General features: G+C 68.8%; 17 protein-coding genes and 1 pseudogene. 5 read left to right on the forward strand and 13 right to left on the reverse strand.

The window, feature by feature from the left end:
- Positions 1-2: 2 nt before the first annotated feature.
- The 8 genes from AB0H21_RS19770 to AB0H21_RS19805 all read right to left on the reverse strand — a co-directional run bounded on the left by AB0H21_RS19770 (position 3) and on the right by AB0H21_RS19805 (position 4,799).
- The gene (locus AB0H21_RS19770; RefSeq protein ID WP_358518266.1) at positions 3-1,175 is read right to left on the reverse strand and encodes a hypothetical protein; all 1,173 of its coding nucleotides are present in this window, start codon (positions 1,173-1,175) and stop codon (positions 3-5) included.
- 542 nt (positions 1,176-1,717) lie between these two features.
- Positions 1,718-1,978, reverse strand: a complete 261-nt coding sequence (locus AB0H21_RS19775; RefSeq protein ID WP_358518268.1) for a DUF397 domain-containing protein — start codon at positions 1,976-1,978, stop codon at positions 1,718-1,720.
- Positions 1,969-2,292 (reverse strand): Scr1 family TA system antitoxin-like transcriptional regulator, encoded by a 324-nt coding sequence (locus tag AB0H21_RS19780; RefSeq protein WP_358518271.1) that lies wholly within the window; start codon positions 2,290-2,292, stop codon positions 1,969-1,971. Before AB0H21_RS19780 ends, AB0H21_RS19775 begins: the two co-directional genes overlap by 10 nt.
- On the reverse strand, positions 2,289-3,059 hold the full coding sequence (locus tag AB0H21_RS19785; protein ID WP_358518274.1) for a DUF6082 family protein: 771 nt from the start codon (positions 3,057-3,059) through the stop codon (positions 2,289-2,291). Before AB0H21_RS19785 ends, AB0H21_RS19780 begins: the two co-directional genes overlap by 4 nt.
- A gap of 24 nt (positions 3,060-3,083) precedes the next feature.
- Complete coding sequence (locus tag AB0H21_RS19790) at positions 3,084-3,695, reverse strand: DUF6879 family protein (RefSeq protein WP_358518277.1); 612 nt, start codon at positions 3,693-3,695, stop codon at positions 3,084-3,086.
- Positions 3,688-3,957 carry a hypothetical protein gene (locus AB0H21_RS19795; RefSeq protein WP_358518278.1) on the reverse strand — a complete coding sequence of 90 codons (270 nt, stop codon included), beginning with the start codon at positions 3,955-3,957 and terminating at the stop codon, positions 3,688-3,690. Before AB0H21_RS19795 ends, AB0H21_RS19790 begins: the two co-directional genes overlap by 8 nt.
- 98 nt (positions 3,958-4,055) lie before the next feature.
- Positions 4,056-4,400: a cold shock domain-containing protein gene (locus AB0H21_RS19800; protein WP_358518280.1), complete on the reverse strand. Its 345-nt coding sequence runs from the start codon at positions 4,398-4,400 to the stop codon at positions 4,056-4,058.
- A 75-nt stretch (positions 4,401-4,475) separates the two neighbouring features.
- Complete coding sequence (locus AB0H21_RS19805) at positions 4,476-4,799, reverse strand: RloB family protein (RefSeq protein WP_358518282.1); 324 nt, start codon at positions 4,797-4,799, stop codon at positions 4,476-4,478.
- 589 nt (positions 4,800-5,388) lie between these two features.
- Between AB0H21_RS19805 and tcmP the strand changes: the two genes are divergently transcribed.
- Positions 5,389-6,600 carry a three-Cys-motif partner protein TcmP gene (gene tcmP / locus AB0H21_RS19810; protein WP_358518285.1) on the forward strand — a complete coding sequence of 404 codons (1,212 nt, stop codon included), beginning with the start codon at positions 5,389-5,391 and terminating at the stop codon, positions 6,598-6,600.
- Here tcmP and AB0H21_RS19815 read toward each other — a convergent pair.
- The 3 genes and pseudogenes from AB0H21_RS19815 to AB0H21_RS19825 form a co-directional block, all read right to left on the reverse strand.
- Positions 6,587-7,363: a phage Gp37/Gp68 family protein gene (locus AB0H21_RS19815; protein WP_358518288.1), complete on the reverse strand. Its 777-nt coding sequence runs from the start codon at positions 7,361-7,363 to the stop codon at positions 6,587-6,589. The genes tcmP and AB0H21_RS19815 overlap by 14 nt on opposite strands.
- A 234-nt stretch (positions 7,364-7,597) precedes the next feature.
- A pseudogene (locus AB0H21_RS19820) lies at positions 7,598-7,754 on the reverse strand (glycosyltransferase family 1 protein); the annotation flags it as partial.
- Entirely contained in the window at positions 7,751-8,491 is a 741-nt protein-coding gene (locus AB0H21_RS19825; protein ID WP_358518291.1) for an HAD-IIIA family hydrolase, read from the reverse strand. The gene AB0H21_RS19825 and the pseudogene AB0H21_RS19820, both read right to left, overlap by 4 nt.
- A 473-nt stretch (positions 8,492-8,964) precedes the next feature.
- On the opposite strand from AB0H21_RS19825, the gene AB0H21_RS19830 reads away from it, so the two are divergent.
- The 4 genes from AB0H21_RS19830 to AB0H21_RS19845 all read left to right on the forward strand — a co-directional run bounded on the left by AB0H21_RS19830 (position 8,965) and on the right by AB0H21_RS19845 (position 13,401).
- Positions 8,965-9,903 carry a glycosyltransferase gene (locus AB0H21_RS19830; protein ID WP_358518294.1) on the forward strand — a complete coding sequence of 313 codons (939 nt, stop codon included), beginning with the start codon at positions 8,965-8,967 and terminating at the stop codon, positions 9,901-9,903.
- Between the two features lie 74 nt (positions 9,904-9,977).
- Positions 9,978-11,033 (forward strand): glycosyltransferase family 9 protein, encoded by a 1,056-nt coding sequence (locus AB0H21_RS19835; protein WP_358519004.1) that lies wholly within the window; start codon positions 9,978-9,980, stop codon positions 11,031-11,033.
- The gene (locus tag AB0H21_RS19840; protein ID WP_358518296.1) at positions 11,030-12,355 is read left to right on the forward strand and encodes a glycosyltransferase family 9 protein; all 1,326 of its coding nucleotides are present in this window, start codon (positions 11,030-11,032) and stop codon (positions 12,353-12,355) included. Before AB0H21_RS19835 ends, AB0H21_RS19840 begins: the two co-directional genes overlap by 4 nt.
- 98 nt (positions 12,356-12,453) lie before the next feature.
- Positions 12,454-13,401, forward strand: coding sequence for a UDP-glucuronic acid decarboxylase family protein (locus AB0H21_RS19845; RefSeq protein WP_358519007.1), 948 nt, complete (start codon positions 12,454-12,456; stop codon positions 13,399-13,401).
- A gap of 11 nt (positions 13,402-13,412) precedes the next feature.
- On the opposite strand, the gene AB0H21_RS19850 is transcribed toward AB0H21_RS19845, so the two are convergent.
- Together AB0H21_RS19850 and AB0H21_RS19855 are read right to left on the reverse strand one after the other, a co-directional pair.
- Entirely contained in the window at positions 13,413-13,538 is a 126-nt protein-coding gene (locus AB0H21_RS19850) for a hypothetical protein (protein ID WP_358518299.1), read from the reverse strand.
- Positions 13,538-14,239 (reverse strand): type II CAAX endopeptidase family protein, encoded by a 702-nt coding sequence (locus tag AB0H21_RS19855; RefSeq protein ID WP_358518301.1) that lies wholly within the window; start codon positions 14,237-14,239, stop codon positions 13,538-13,540. Before AB0H21_RS19855 ends, AB0H21_RS19850 begins: the two co-directional genes overlap by 1 nt.
- Positions 14,240-14,388 lie beyond the last annotated feature (149 nt).

Below are 14,388 nucleotides of genomic sequence, written 5' to 3' on the forward strand. Positions count from 1 at the left end.
CCTCACCTCTCCGCGTCGGAGCCGGGCACGACCTTCACCGGCCGGGACTCGACGGTTCTCGACGTCCCGTCGGCCCACGTGCCGGTCACCTGGACGGTCACCGTGTCGGCGAGGTGCTTTCCGATGAGGTGGAACCGCGACCCGGTCGCGCCCGCCACCGGCTCGCCGTTCACGAGCCACTGGTAGCTGAACTCCGCACGCGGGGTCCACTTGCCCGGGTCGGCCGTCACGAACCCGCCGACCTTCGGCGAGCCCTCGATGACCGGCGTGCCCGGCGCCTGCAGCAGATAGTGATAGAAGGTGACGTTGCTGGGACCGTTCGGATCCGGCTCCTCCCGGTTGATGATGTTGAGGGTCAGACCGTCCGGTGTCTCCAGGAACGACAGGCCTTCGACCTCTTGATCGTAGGGAACCATGAGATTGAAGAGCACCTGGACCTCGCCGGTCGTCAGGTTGGCGCGGGAAATGTTCTTCCCCGCGTCGTCCGAGGCGAAGTACATCCAGCCGTCATGGATCTTGCCGCCCTGGGCCTGGTCGATCGTCTGCGATAGCGGGATGTATCTGTTGAACGACCAGTCGCGCAGGTTGTAGACGGCGATTTCCGTCGCGTTGTCATAGGCCATGCCGTAGGCGAGGCCCTTGCCCGCGTCGACGGCCACCCAGCTTGCGATGTCCTGCACGCCGTGCGGCGTGTGCAGGGCAGCGGCCTGGCCGGTGAAGCTCAGATCGGCGGCGTTGTAGACGGCGAACACCGGCGTCTCGTATCGGCCGCGGGTAATGGGATCGCGCGTGCTGCTATCGAGCGAGATGTAGAGCTTGCCGTTGGCGTAGTCGATGTCGCCGATGTGGTTCAGGCCTTTGTAGGCGAGCGGCGAGGGGTTGGCCAATTGGGCCGGAATGGCCGGCGAGCTCTTGAAGATGGTGTTGTACCGCAGGTCCGTGATCTCCAGCCCGTTGGTGCTGGAGAAGTACCAGTGAGTGCCGTCAGTGGTGACGCCCTGGTCGCGCGAGCTCTCGGCCTCCCCGGTGAACACGTCCTTGCCGATGAACTTCCACGTCTCGACCGCCTGCGCGGGTGCCGCCGCCGCAGATGCCGCCACCGCGGGTGCCGCCGCCGCGACCGCGCCGACCAGGGCGAGTCCGGCGATGAAATTCCTTCTAGTGAAACTTCTCAAGATGACTCCATGTGATCCACCGGCGGACGGCGCCATGTCCGCCGTGTCCGCCATGTCCGCCCAAGTTCTATAAGGGCGAGTTTGCGCCGTCGCAGCGGCAGTATGACCGCGCAGTTAAGCGGATCTTCACGTTTGGCCGGGGTCGTGTTGTTGCGTGGTTACGGTTTGTGATCTCCGTTTGCCAACTGCGTGTGGTGGTCGCCGGGTGGTTCGGGTGGTGGCGCAGCGGGATCGGCGGCGCTGGTCGACCGGGTTGCGGAAGCTGGTGGTAGTGCCGCGGTCGGCGCGACGGTGCGCGTGCGCGTGATCGAGTTCGACGCAGCCGAGTCGCGATTCAGCGCGATGCTCGTCGACTAACGAGTTGGCCCGGCCGGCGTGAGTCGGCCGGGCCATACTTGATTGTCTTCCCCTCGCCTGTAGGCCCGGAGTGGAACCGGGCCCCTTGGGCTTTCCCTCTGGGCTCCATACCCCGCAGTTACCCGCGACGCATGCCAGAGTGGGGACGGGCTCCAGGCACTAGCTCGGAGCCGAGGAACCCCTGATCAAGGGGCCTCCATACGCCTCGGCTCACTCACCCCCTGCGACATCGTGTCGCAATCGAACTCGCCCTTCTTGGCGCCGTCGATGAACGCGTCCCAGACACTCGCACTCACCACAAAGGGCGCCTTCTCCGGAGCCTCGGTGTCCCGCAGCCCCACCCGCCCCTCGGACAGCGGAGCCACTTCAAGGCAGTCACCCTGATTCGGCCCACTCTTGGTGGCCTTGCGCCAGGCCGCGTTCTCCAGCTCGTCACTCAGGTCCATCGTTTCTCCGCCTCCCTGATCAACTCGATCGAACCAGGCTGAGGCTGGGCCTCAGCCCGTACCGTGTCGTAGCTGCCCTGGACCACCTTGACGTCTTCCGGACGATTTGACACCTGCCCGTGAGTCGCGGATTCGATGTACACGGCATCCGGACTATCCGACGTCTGCGCGATGGCAAATCCGCCCAGCAGGCCGGTGGTGACCCCAAGAGCCGTGGGCACTACTTGAATCCAGGTGGCGGCTCGCCGGCGACCACAATGCCGACGAGCGCACTTCCCAGCGACACAGATGACCCCCGCACGTCGCCGGCTCACAGCTTGCGAAACTTGTCAGCGGCGGTGAAGGCAGACTTTCTTCTCATCGTGTGCAGGAACCGGAAGGCGACTGCGGCCGCTCCAGCTGTGGCGCTCGCCAAGAGAACGCGTCTGCGTCCAGACCGGCGACCGACCGCGTTCATGGGTCCCACAGGCAACGATCCCTCTGCGTACGAAGGCTCCGCGCGCCGATATTCCTCGTCCAGGATTTCGTGAAAGCGGCGCTCCGCGCGATTACCAGAAGTGGTGAGACGGGCCTCCCGCGCCGCCTGCCAATATAATCGTCCAGGGCGCCCTTGGAACATCTCGTTGGCGATGAGGCGCAAGCGCGGCTCGCGAAGTGTCTTCAACTCGAACGACATCGCCCACTCAGCGATGATCATGTTTGTGTACAGCTGCTGCTTCCGCGTCCGGAGGTCGGCGGGCGGGGGTACCGGACCCCAGCATTCGTCAAGGTCGGGATCTTCCATAGCCATCTTCAGAAGGTCACCGATCGCCTGCCGACGTGCTTCTTCGCGGCCGAGCTTGGTTTCCCTTGCCTGAAAGGTCAGGGCCGCCACCACCCCGATCAGGGCAAGCACAGAGAGAATCGCCGAAGCAGCACCGTACGTCTGACCGATAAAACTCAGCCGCTCCCACCTGGCGGTGCTTCCCTGGAAGAGGCCGAGCGCGATCGGTGAAACTCCGATCAACCCAACGGCGGCGAGCACGAAGAGGAGCAGTACAAGGGCCAAGAGCAACCGGTTGGCCCTGCCTGCCTCTTTCACGGCTGTTTCATGAGGGAGGGCGCCTCATCGTTGCCGAATCGAAGGCGATAATGATGCGATCTCCCGCTGGAAGTAGTCAAGGAAGGGTTCGGCCTCGGACCAGAGCCCCGCGATCTCCGTGGTCGCTTCTCGCATCACGTGGTCGTCGTTGATACGCCTCGCGCCGATCGCCTTCCACCGGTTGTCGTAGGTGACGTGGTACAGCGCGTGCTCGTCCACGACGATCTCGGGCAGCGGCCTTTCACGCTCCCACTGGGCGATCTTCTCGGCGTCGAGCACACGGATGGCCGTACCTTCCTCAGCCAGGATCTTGAACCAGTGGCACTCCCACCGGACATACGGCGATATCGGCCGCTCGATTATCCGCAGCCGCCGAAGCTCGCTGCCCTGGTCCGCGTAGCGCTTCGCCTCGGCCTGAGCAGCCGCTCGATCACTTTCGAACGCCGCGATCACACGGTCCCACTCACCAGCCAGAAACGCCTGCCAGCTTGGATCGTCATCCGGCTCCTGGAAGTACTGGGAGCGTTCGAGCTTCCAGATTGGCCTAGTGAGCTGTTCCGACTCCTGCAGACGGCGAGCATGGTAGGCCGCCCGATCGAGTACCTCGCCCGGAATATCCGAAATCCGATCAAGCATCAGGAATATCGCCCTTTGCAGCGCGCAGCATATTCCCTGGGATCACAACCAAACGCTCATCCACCCCCAAGCTCATGCCCGCCGGAAGCCGGTCACCGAACATCGAGGTCACATCGCGTCCCACGATCGCGATGTCGCCATTGTCCAGTTCCCAAATGTCCGGACAGTCGTTCGTGGTACGGCTGTTGCCCAGCTCGGCCGCCGTCTTCCCCAGCCGCCGCTTGAATCTCGCCTCCGGATTGACTTCCCATGGTCGAGCCATTCTCACTCCCGGCGTCCATTGGGTTGAGCTGGCAATTCTCTCATACGACCACGTCACGAAAAAGACCCAGAACAGTAACGAAGGCCACCTGGCCTCGGCTACTCCGACTGAGGATCCAAATGGATCCGCAAGCGGCTTGTGTAAGCATCACCGCCGTCGCGCCCGCCCACCGCATTCGGCGTGCCCGGCGTTCCCGGCGTGAGGTCGTCGCCCGTGAACACGTCGATCGCTCGGAAGTCGAAGCCGTCCTGCTGGACTCGCTCCCACGTGAATCGGACGCGCTGCCCCGGTGTGAGGGATCTGTACCTCTCGATCCTGACGATCATGGAGTAGTGCGCGAAGACGTCGCCGGGAACTTCGGTGGACCAGAGGAAACCCCAACCTTCGTCGTCACTCCACTCCACCACCGTTCCGGCGGCCACCTCGCAGGGCTCGACGCCCATCAGAGATCCCCTCACCCGGGTATGGATGGAATCCGCAGGCCGACTGCCGCAAGACGGTCAACCCGGCAGCGACTGTCAATTCGATCCGGATCGGCCCCGGAGGCTTTCGACCAGCCGCCAGACACCCGTCGAAGGATTCTTCAACGGCTGCTCCCCATCGGGGTCGAGCTTGCGTGCTCTCTGGCATGCGGCCTCGGTTCCGTCCGAGAAGTCGGCGAATCTCGTGTTGGACTCGCTCCAGGATGGCAGGACTTCTCGCAGCTTCCTCTTGGCGTCCTCCGTCGACTGGAAGGGCCTGGCGCAGTCGGCGTGGTGGAGGATCAGCCACAACTCGAAGCAGGGCGTCGACAGTCCCAGGTCGACCGGCCCGCGTTTTGCTTCGCGCATGAGTGTCGTCACCAGGCGAGCGGAGCCGGCGGCACACGTGAAGCACCCGAAAGACCGCGCCAAGCAGCTTGGATCGACGGCGGAACCTAGTTAGCGGCGGCGTGCCGCCGCGGTCGGCGAGTTCGTTCGGCATGGGCGAAAGCGCTGGTGGGTGGACAGCCCGGGTCGCCGCCGACCGGGGGCCCGCGCCCACGCCGCCAGCCCGGTTGGCGTGCGGCAGAGGGCCGGGTACGGCTGAGCGTCCGCCGCCCGCAAAAGTGCTGTCAGCCGACCAAGGTGGCCGGAGCGGTCCAGTGATTCGGCTACCGGGCCGCGAGCATGAAAACGGACCGATATGGGAGCGCGTACCAGCGGGTTGGCGAACCAGTCGTAGACAAACCGCTCATTCGATGCTAACGACCGCCCCGCGAGTCATCGAGATCAGCGAACTACGAAAGCAGGGCTCAATACAGATAATGCACTTTGACCGCATATCGGGCGTCCGATTTGCCCGTCCGATCACCTCGCCGACCGCAGTTCCGTATTTTCTCTTGCCGAAGCTTTGAACTCCATGTATGTGTCATGTTGCACGACATCTCCCCGCGTCGATAGGACATGACGAATGACCGCGAATGAGGACTTTTTCCGCGAAAAGCGCGCTGCGGCGGTGTTTAAGCACGGCATCCTGAGGCGCTACCCGGTGATCTTCGCCTCAAAGGCCGGTTCCCGGGTTGAAGATCGCCGAGTTGTGTTCGTAGATGGCTACGCAGGTCGGGGACGCTACGAGGACGGTTCACCCGGTTCCCCCCTCCTTCTCGTGCAGGCCGCCGAGTTCGTCACCAAGTTCCGTAATGTCACCGGCATTTTCGTGGAGAAGAACCCTCAGCACTACGCTCGCCTGGAGCGGTTGCTTGCCGAAGAGGCACGCGGGCTGAATTTCGAGACCCTGCAAGGTGATCTCGGAGAGCGGTTGCCGGAGGTCCTGTCCAAGGCGCGGGACGCGGCACTCTTCGTGTTCCTCGATCCTTTTGGCACAGCGCTCGCCCACGAGGAACTCATCAGGATCCTGCACAGGAAGGGGCCACCGACGGAAGTGCTCCTTCATTTCAGCGTGAGCGCGGTGGCCCGCCTGGGGTCCGCCGTCAAGCAGATGCACGCTCATGTAAGCCTGCCGCCGGAGGACGAGAAAAAGATCGACCGGCTGAATCGCTTCCTCGGCGGCGACTGGTGGCAGACCTACTTCGCACAGGTGGACGGGGCCGAGGATCTCGGTACGGCGACGTCTGCGGCCCTCGCTGTCTGCGACCAGTATCGCAAGATCATTAAAGACGAGACCGCTTACGACTCGGTGAGCATGCCTGTGCGGCCGCATCCGGACAACCAGCCGAGATACGTCCTCGTGCTGTTCACCGGTCACGTGGAGGGGAAATGGTATTTCGCCGATGCCTTGGGCAAGGCGGGAATGGACTGGCATGAGGCGTGGCGCAACGACGTCGTGACCAGGCGGCGCCGCAAGCAGGAAGCCCTCGGCCAGGGGGCTCTGTTCGAGATGGAGACCGAGCCCCCGGTCTTCGACCGCGATAGGTACAGAAAGACCGAAGAACCGAAGTGGATCGCGGCCATCGAAGAGAACCTTCGGGAACTGCTGGCGGCCTATGGAACGTTCCGCATGGCCGATCACGTGGCAGAAGTGTACGGAACCACTCTGGGATCAGCGTGGATACCACATGTGCGGAAGGCGGCGCAGAACCTTCACGAGACAGGGCTGATCGGTGATATCGGGAAAGACAAGCGACTTCACCTGGACGCGATAGTGCCGATCACGCCGTCATAGGACGGTATGAGGGAGGGGCGCCCGGTCCACGCGATGGCATCTGGTCCCATGTGCGTCCATCCAGTATCCGACCACCGGCCTTAGGGGTTCTGCCTCCCCATTGCTTGAAGAAGAAGGCGACTTCGTCACGAAGACACTGATCACGCAACTGGCGCACCCAGTCAGGATCGACCGGTCGAGCGCCAGAACCGCTCTCGCCACCGGCGATCAGCCAATGGACGTCGGCAAGGTCGAGTCCGTTGAGCGAACCGAGCAGGGGTTCCGCGGAGATGAATCGCACGGCCGCCGGCACTCGTCGTAGCGCCGCGACTCTGGCGGTCGTCTGTTCGTTCTCGACGCTCACCCCCATCCAGATGTTCTCTGGCCACGGCAGTCGGTGAGCGATGCGTGCGAGTCTCGTGGCCCGCTTTGTCAGCACCTGGTAGGTGTGCTGGGGCGTTGCCGCCATGATGTCGAAAACTCGGCGCACGAAGTCGACGGGGACTCGAGCGTGGAACAGATCGCTCATGGAGTTGACGAAGACCAGTCGTGGTTCGCGCCAGCGCAGGGGCGCGCTCAGGGTGTCCTCATGCAGGGTCACCCCGAACCCTGGCCCGCTGGTGCGAGGATCGCCGTCACGCTGGTACTTCGCGGCTCCCATGGCTTTGAGGCGATTCGCGAGCGTAAGCGCGTAACAGTTGTCGCAACCAGCCGAAATGCGATCACACCCTGTCGTAGGGTTCCATGTCACTTCAGTCCATTCGATCCGGCTTCGGCCAGCCATTACTCGCTCCGTCCGCTTTGGGCTGCGCTAAGTTCCCGCACTCCAATCCCTGACCATTGATACACCACACCACTAGCAATTTTCTCGCGATCCCAGATGCGGACAATTTTGGCGCCCGCCCCTCAGGCTCCCGGTCGCGCGTGGCAGGTCATATCGGTGAGCAGGTCGTCCCAGTCGGTCAGGAAACGCTTGAGGCCGCATCTCGTCAGGGCGGCGGCGAGCCGGTCCGTCCCATGGCACCTCGCGCGCGCTCGCGGGCCAACGGGTACGTCCGGGCCCGGCCGCGGCCGTCGGGGCCGCGGTCCGGGGTGAGCGGGACGACGTACTCGTGGGGGTCCTGGACGAACGCCGTCGCCCAGGACCCGTGCACGTGCCAGAGAAGGACCCTCACGTGGGGTCCCCCGCCTCGCGAGGGCGGTCCTCGGAGGCGGGGGGACGTCGCGCGTGCCTGCGGCGGGCCGGGGTGACCTCATGGGGAGGCGGTGGCGCGGCGAGCGTGCCGCGCCTGCCGTGGGCGCGGAAGGCGGGGGTGTCGTCGCGGGAGGGGTGGGCGCCGGGGGTGAGGAACCGGCGGCGGATCGGGGGCGGTTCGACGCAGTGGCCGGCCAGGGCCATGTCCACGGCGGCGTCGAGGTCGGGGGCGGTCTCGCGGGCGTCCGCCGTCTCGGCGGGCAGGGTCTGCGGGGTGGGGACGAGGATGCCGCGGGCTCCGGCGGCGCGGGCGGCCTCCATGTCGCCGCCGATGTCGCCGATGACGACGCAGTCGCGCGGGGTGACGCCGAGGACGCCGGCCGCGCGGAGGATGAGCCCGGGTGCGGGCTTGCGGCATCCGCATCCGTCCCCGTCGTCGTGCGGGCATACCGCCCAGATGTCGAAGGGCCCGAGCAGTTCCTCCACGCGTGCGTTGACGGCGTCCAGGGCGGCGGGGGTGATGAGTCCCCGGGCGATGCCCGCCTGGTTGCTGACCACGCCGATGGGGATGGACGCCGCGCGCAGCCGGTCGAGGGCTTCGCGGACTCCCGGCAGGGGCGTGACACGGCCGGGGTCGGCGTTGTAGGGGACGTCGATGACGAGCGTCCCGTCGCGGTCGAACAGGACGGCGGCGGTCATGTGCTCGACGCAGGTCAAGGTGACACCTCCAACCAGATCGTTCCATGGGCCCGTATGCCCCCGAACGGCCTCCAGGGTGGGAATCGTCCGGATCGGGCCCTTATGCACTGTTGGTCACGTTTTCGGGCGCATCAAGTCGCGCGCGGGTGATGGTGTCGTCATCGTGGGTGCGACGCGGGTGCCCTCGCGGCGTCGTGGGCGTGCCCCCCATGGCTCCCCATGGCGTTGGGGCTACCCGGGGAGTCGACCGACAAACCCCTGCCATTCGCTACTAAGTGTGACATAGCTCAAGCTTCCCTCCTTACTACCTCGACTTATGCGCAAAGCCTCGTTTGAGAGCGGCTCCGCTCGGTAACCAGACTCCCGCGGCCCTACGGAGGTAAGCCCATGGTGGACGACCCGCGCGACGCCCTCGAATGCTTCGGCTCCGCGCCGGTGGACGTGCTCGCGATCGGGCCGTACGTCGTGCGGCGGCAGGAGGTGCACGCCTCATGATCACCGTGGTGATTCCGACCATCGGGCGGCGCAGCCTGCGTCGGCTGCTGGCCGCGCTCGGGCCCGACGTGGACACCATCGTGGTGGACGACCGGCCGAGGTTCTGCCCCTCGCTCGCGGTCCCCCCGCACGTCCGCGTGCTGCGCACGGGCGGGCGCGGCCCGGCGGCGGCCAGGAACGCGGGATGGCGGGCTGCCACGACGCAGTGGGTCGCGTTCCTGGACGACGACGTACTGCCGCCGCCCTGGTGGATGGACGCCCTGCTCACCGACCTGTCCGAGCTGGACGAGGGCGTCGCGGGCTCGCAGGGACGCCTGGACGTGCCGCTGCCCGCGGGACGCCGCCCCACCGACGCCGAGCGGAACACGGCGGCGCTGATGCGCGCGGGGTGGGCGACGGCCGACATGGCGTACCGGCGGGACGCGCTGGAGGCCGTCGGCGGGTTCGACGAACGTTTCCCGCGCGCCCACCGCGAGGACGCCGACCTCGCGCTGCGCCTGCTCAAGGCGGGGTACCGGCTGGTCAAGGGCCGGCGCGTGACCGGGCATCCCGTGCGCGACGACGGCTTCTGGACCAGCGTGCGGGCGCAGCGCGGCAACGCCGACGACGCGCTGATGCGCCGCCTGCACGGGCCGGGCTGGCGCGCGGCCGTCGGCGGCGCCCCCGGCCGCCTCGGGCGTCACGCCCTGACCAGCGTGCTGGGCCTGGCGGCGGGCGCGTTGTTCCTCGTGGGAAGCGGCCGGGTGGCGGGAAGGGTGCCCGCCGTCGCGGCCGGGCTGGGGTGGCTGGCGCTCACCGCGGACTTCGCGTGGGCAAGGGTCGCGCCCGGCCCGCGGACTCCGGCCGAGATCCTGCGGATGGCGGTCACCAGCGTGGTCATCCCGCCGGTGGCGTGCGCCCACAGGCTTCGCGGTGAACTGCGAGCGCGCCGGTGAGCGGCCTCGCGGACGGGAACGGGCGGGCCTACGGCAACGGACGGCGGCATCCCGCCGCCGGAACCGTCCTCGCCGTGCGGCTGGACAACGCCGGGGACGTGCTGCTCGCCGGGCCCGCGATCCGGGCCCTCTCGGCGGGCGCGCGGCAGGTCGTGCTGCTCACGGGCCCGAACGGCGGCGCGGCGGCCCAGCTCCTGCCCGGCGTGGACCGGGTGCTGGAGTGGCGCGCCCCGTGGATCGACCACGACCCGCTCCCGCTCACCCGCCCGCACGTGAACAAACTGCTCGCGTTCGTCGACCAGGCCGAACCCGAACTGGCCGTGATCTTCACCTCCTTCCACCAGTCGGCGCTGCCGACGGCCCTGCTGCTGCGGCTGGCGGGCGTCCCGCGGATCGCCGCGATCAGCGAGGACTACCCCGGCTCGCTGCTCGACGTCCGGCACGTCGTGGACGAGACCGTGGACGTGCCCGAGCCGGAGCGGATGCTGGACCTCGCCCGCGCCGCCGGTTTCGCGCTGCCGCCCGGCGACGACGGCGCGCTCGCGGTGCGCCGTCCCCTCCCCTCGGTGGACCAGTTCACCGGCCCGCCCGGGTACGTCGTCGTGCATCCCGGCGCGTCGGCCCCGGCCCGCATGTGGCCCGCCGAGTTGTACGCCCGCGCGGTGCGGGAGCTCGCGCTGGGCGGGGTGCGCGTGGTCGTGACCGGGGATCCGGACGAGCAGGCGCTCACCGCGCGGGTCGCCGGGGCCTACGGCACCGACCTCGGGGGCGTCACCACCTTCCCGGAGCTTGCGGCCGTGCTCGCGGGCGCGTCGGCGGTCGTGGTGGGCAACACCGGCCCCGCGCACCTGGCCGCGGCGGTCGGCACGCCGGTGGTCAGCCTGTTCTCGCCTGTCGTCCCCGCCGCGCGCTGGGCGCCGTACCGCGTGCCGGTGGTCCTGCTGGGCGACCAGCACGCGGCCTGCCGGGGCAGCCGGGCGCGCGTGTGCCCCGTCCCCGGGCATCCGTGCCTGGCGTCGGTGACCGCCGAGGAGGTCGTCCGGACCGTCCTTCGCCTGGTGGAGGTCGCCGGCCCGGAGGCCGCGGGAATCGAGGAGGGCCCGGCGGGCATGAAGGAGGGGGTGCGATGAGGATCGCCATGGTGTCCGAGCACGCCGACCCGCTCGCGGCCGTCGGCGGGGTGGACGCGGGCGGCCAGAACGTGCACGTCGCGGGCCTGGCCACCGCGCTCGCCGCCGCGGCGGACCTCGGCGGCGCCCTACGGCGACGCACCACCCGATGGACGTTCACGAGACGCACGTCAACCGGCGAACCGGCCGACAGCGACCGGCCCCCCGAGGCGAGAACGCCCCACCGCCTCCCCGCACGCGTCCCCCAGACCACCCCGCGGGCGGAGCCGCAGCCCGAGCGGCGGCCATACGCGCGGCGGCCCGCGAAGCGGCGGATCACCACAGGCGAACCGGCGGCGATCGTGCGGAGCGCACCGGCCGGGCGGCGGGTGCCGGGACGGCCGGCCGACGCCCCCGTGCTGCTGGTGCTGCGCGGGCCCGGCCTCGGCGACCTGCTCACCGCCGTCCCGGCGCTGCGGGCGCTGCGCGGGGCGTACCCCGGCCACCGCCTGGTGCTGGCCGCGCCCGCGTCCCTGTCCGGCCTGATCTCGCTGATCTCGGCGGTGGACGCGCGGCTCGACGTGTCCGGCCCCGGACCGGTGCCGATCGAGCGGCCCGACATCGCGGTCAACCTGCACGGGCGCGGCCCGGAGAGCATCGTGGCGCTGTCACGCACCCGGCCAGGACGGCTGCTCACCCACGCCCACCCGGAGTTCCCCGGCCTGGACGGCCCGCCGTGGAGCCGCAAGACCCACGAGGTGCGCCGATGGTGCGACCTGCTGGAGTGGTACGGCATCCCCGCCGACCCGTCCGACCTCCGGCTCGACCCCCCGGCGCCGCCCACGCCCGGTACGCCCGGGTACGTCATCGTCCATCCCGGCGCGGCCTCGCGGGCGCGGTGCTGGCCGGTGGAGCGGTTCGCCGAGGTCGCCGCCGCGCTCGCCGGGCAGGGCCACCGCGTGCTGGTCACCGGGGACGCCTCCGAGCGGTCGCTGGCCTTCCGGGTCGGCACGCTCGCCGGGCTGCCGGTGGAGTGGGTGCTGGCCGGACGCACCGGCCTGCGCGACCTCGCCCACCTGGTCGCGGGCGCGCGGCTGCTCGTGTGCGGGGACACCGGGGTGGCACACCTCGCGACCGCCTACGCCACCCCGTCGGTCGTCCTGTTCGGCCCGGTCTCGCCCGACCAGTGGGGCCCGCCGCCCGAGGGCCGTCACATCGCCCTGTGGACGGGACGGCCGGGCGACCCGCACGGCAACCGTCCCGACCCGGGGCTGCTGGAGATCGGCACCGAGACCGTGCTGGACGCCGCCCTCGGCCTGCTGGAGGCAGGGGTGGCCCGGTGAAGTCCCGCGCCGCCCAGGCACGACCCCCGGCGGCACAGGCACAGAGCCCGGCGACTCAGGCGGCTCCGGCGGCTCCGGCGGCTCGGACGGCCCGGCGGGTGGTCGTGACCGGCGGCGCCGGGTTCCTCGGCTCACACCTGTGCGAGCGGCTACTGGCCGGTGACGCGTCCGTGATCTGCATGGACAACTTCCTCACCGGCTCGCCCGCCAACGTGGAGCACCTGATCGGACGCCCGAGGTTCCACCTGGTCGAGTGCGACCTGACCGGGTTCGTCCACGTGCCGGGCGACGTGGACGTCGTCCTGCACTTCGCCTCCGCCGCCTCGCCCACCGACTACCTGCGCCACCCGATCGCGACGCTGAAAGTGGGCAGCCTCGGCACGCTGCACGCGCTCGGCCTGGCCCGCGAGAAGGGCGCCCGCTTCGTGCTGGCGTCCACGAGCGAGGTGTACGGCGACCCGCTGGAGCACCCCCAGCGCGAGACGTACTGGGGCAACGTCAACCCGGTCGGGCCAAGGAGCGTGTACGACGAGGCCAAGCGGTTCTCCGAGTCGCTGACGACCGCCTACCGCCAGTCCCACGGCGTCGACACGGGCATCGTGCGGATCTTCAACTCCTACGGCCCGCGCATGCGGCCCCACGACGGCCGCGCGATCCCGACGTTCGTCCGCCAGGCGCTCATGGGCGAGCCGATCACGGTCACCGGCGACGGCGCCCAGACCCGCTCGGTCTGCTATGTGGACGACACCGTCGAGGGGGTGCTCCGGCTCGCGGGCAGCGGCTTCCCGGGGCCGGTGAACATCGGCAACCCGTCGGAGCTGTCCATGCTGGAGCTCGCCACCATGATCCGCGACCTCACCGGCTCCTCCTCGCCGATCACGTTCGTGGACCGGCCGGTGGACGACCCCGCCGTGCGCCGCCCGGACACGTCCCTGGCCGCCGACCGGCTCGGCTGGCGCCCACGGGTGGACGTGGAGGCCGGCCTGCGCCGCACGATCGCGTGGTTCGCGCGCACACTGCTGGAAAAGAGCCGCCCCGCGTCCTGACACCCCCGTGATCACGCGCCGTCGGCGCGGCCGAGGGCGTCGGGGTTGGCCGCGAGCAGCGGGAACCGAGGCGGCGGCGGTGCCCGCTCCGGCGTGCGCGAGGTCTCGACCGCGGGGAAGCTCGTCGAGCGACTCACTAGCTGATGCCGTGGTACAGCATGCCCGCACTGTTGTAGACCATGTGGACGACCATGGCAGGCCAGATCGAGCCCGAGAGTCGGAGCACCAGCCCCGCGGCGAGACCGACGACGAACGCGATCGGCATGATGCTGTTGATGCCGTGCGCGACGCCGAAGATCGCCGCGCTCACGATCACGCCGATCCAGGGGCCCCAGCGGAACAGGAAGTTCGCGAGCACACCACGGAACAGGGCCTCCTCGCCTATGGGCGTCAGTACGCCGCCGAGCGCGACCGTCGCCACAAGAGAGAGCACGCCCGAACGCGCGGCCTCGCGGTAGGGCTCCTGGACGGCCTCCGACCCGGGGAAGAACGGGTCGACGATCGCCGAGATCGGCCAGCTGAGCGCGAAGCACGCGAGGGCGATCGCGATGGCCGCGAGCAGCCAACCGGGATGCACGCGCCGCATCCCGAAGGGGCGGACGTCGCGGATACGGATGAGTACGGCGACGGCGAACGCGCCGAGCGGCGCGAGGCCCGAGATCAAGAAGTTCAGGTGGCCAAGAGAGATCGGGGAGTCGGCCGGTAGCTTGAGGCCGATCACGCCGCCGATCAGGATCAGGATCACGAACGTGAGCACGGCGACGCCGAGCTCGGGCCAGCCAGGCCGGACGGGCGTGCGCGGGCTCTGGTCAATGAGGGCTTCATCCACACTACTCATGCCAGCAGTCTCTTCCCTGCCCCAAGGGCATGGTCAAGCGGCTTGATCCACCGGCAAAGAGACCGCCCCCGCTAACGCCGGACCCAGCCGAGGAAACCGATCGGGCGGGCCGGACGGCACCGCCGCGAGGTCATCCCTTGGCGTGGGCC

Source organism: Sphaerisporangium sp. NPDC051011 (assembly GCF_040653595.1).
Lineage (GTDB): Bacteria > Actinomycetota > Actinomycetes > Streptosporangiales > Streptosporangiaceae > Sphaerisporangium.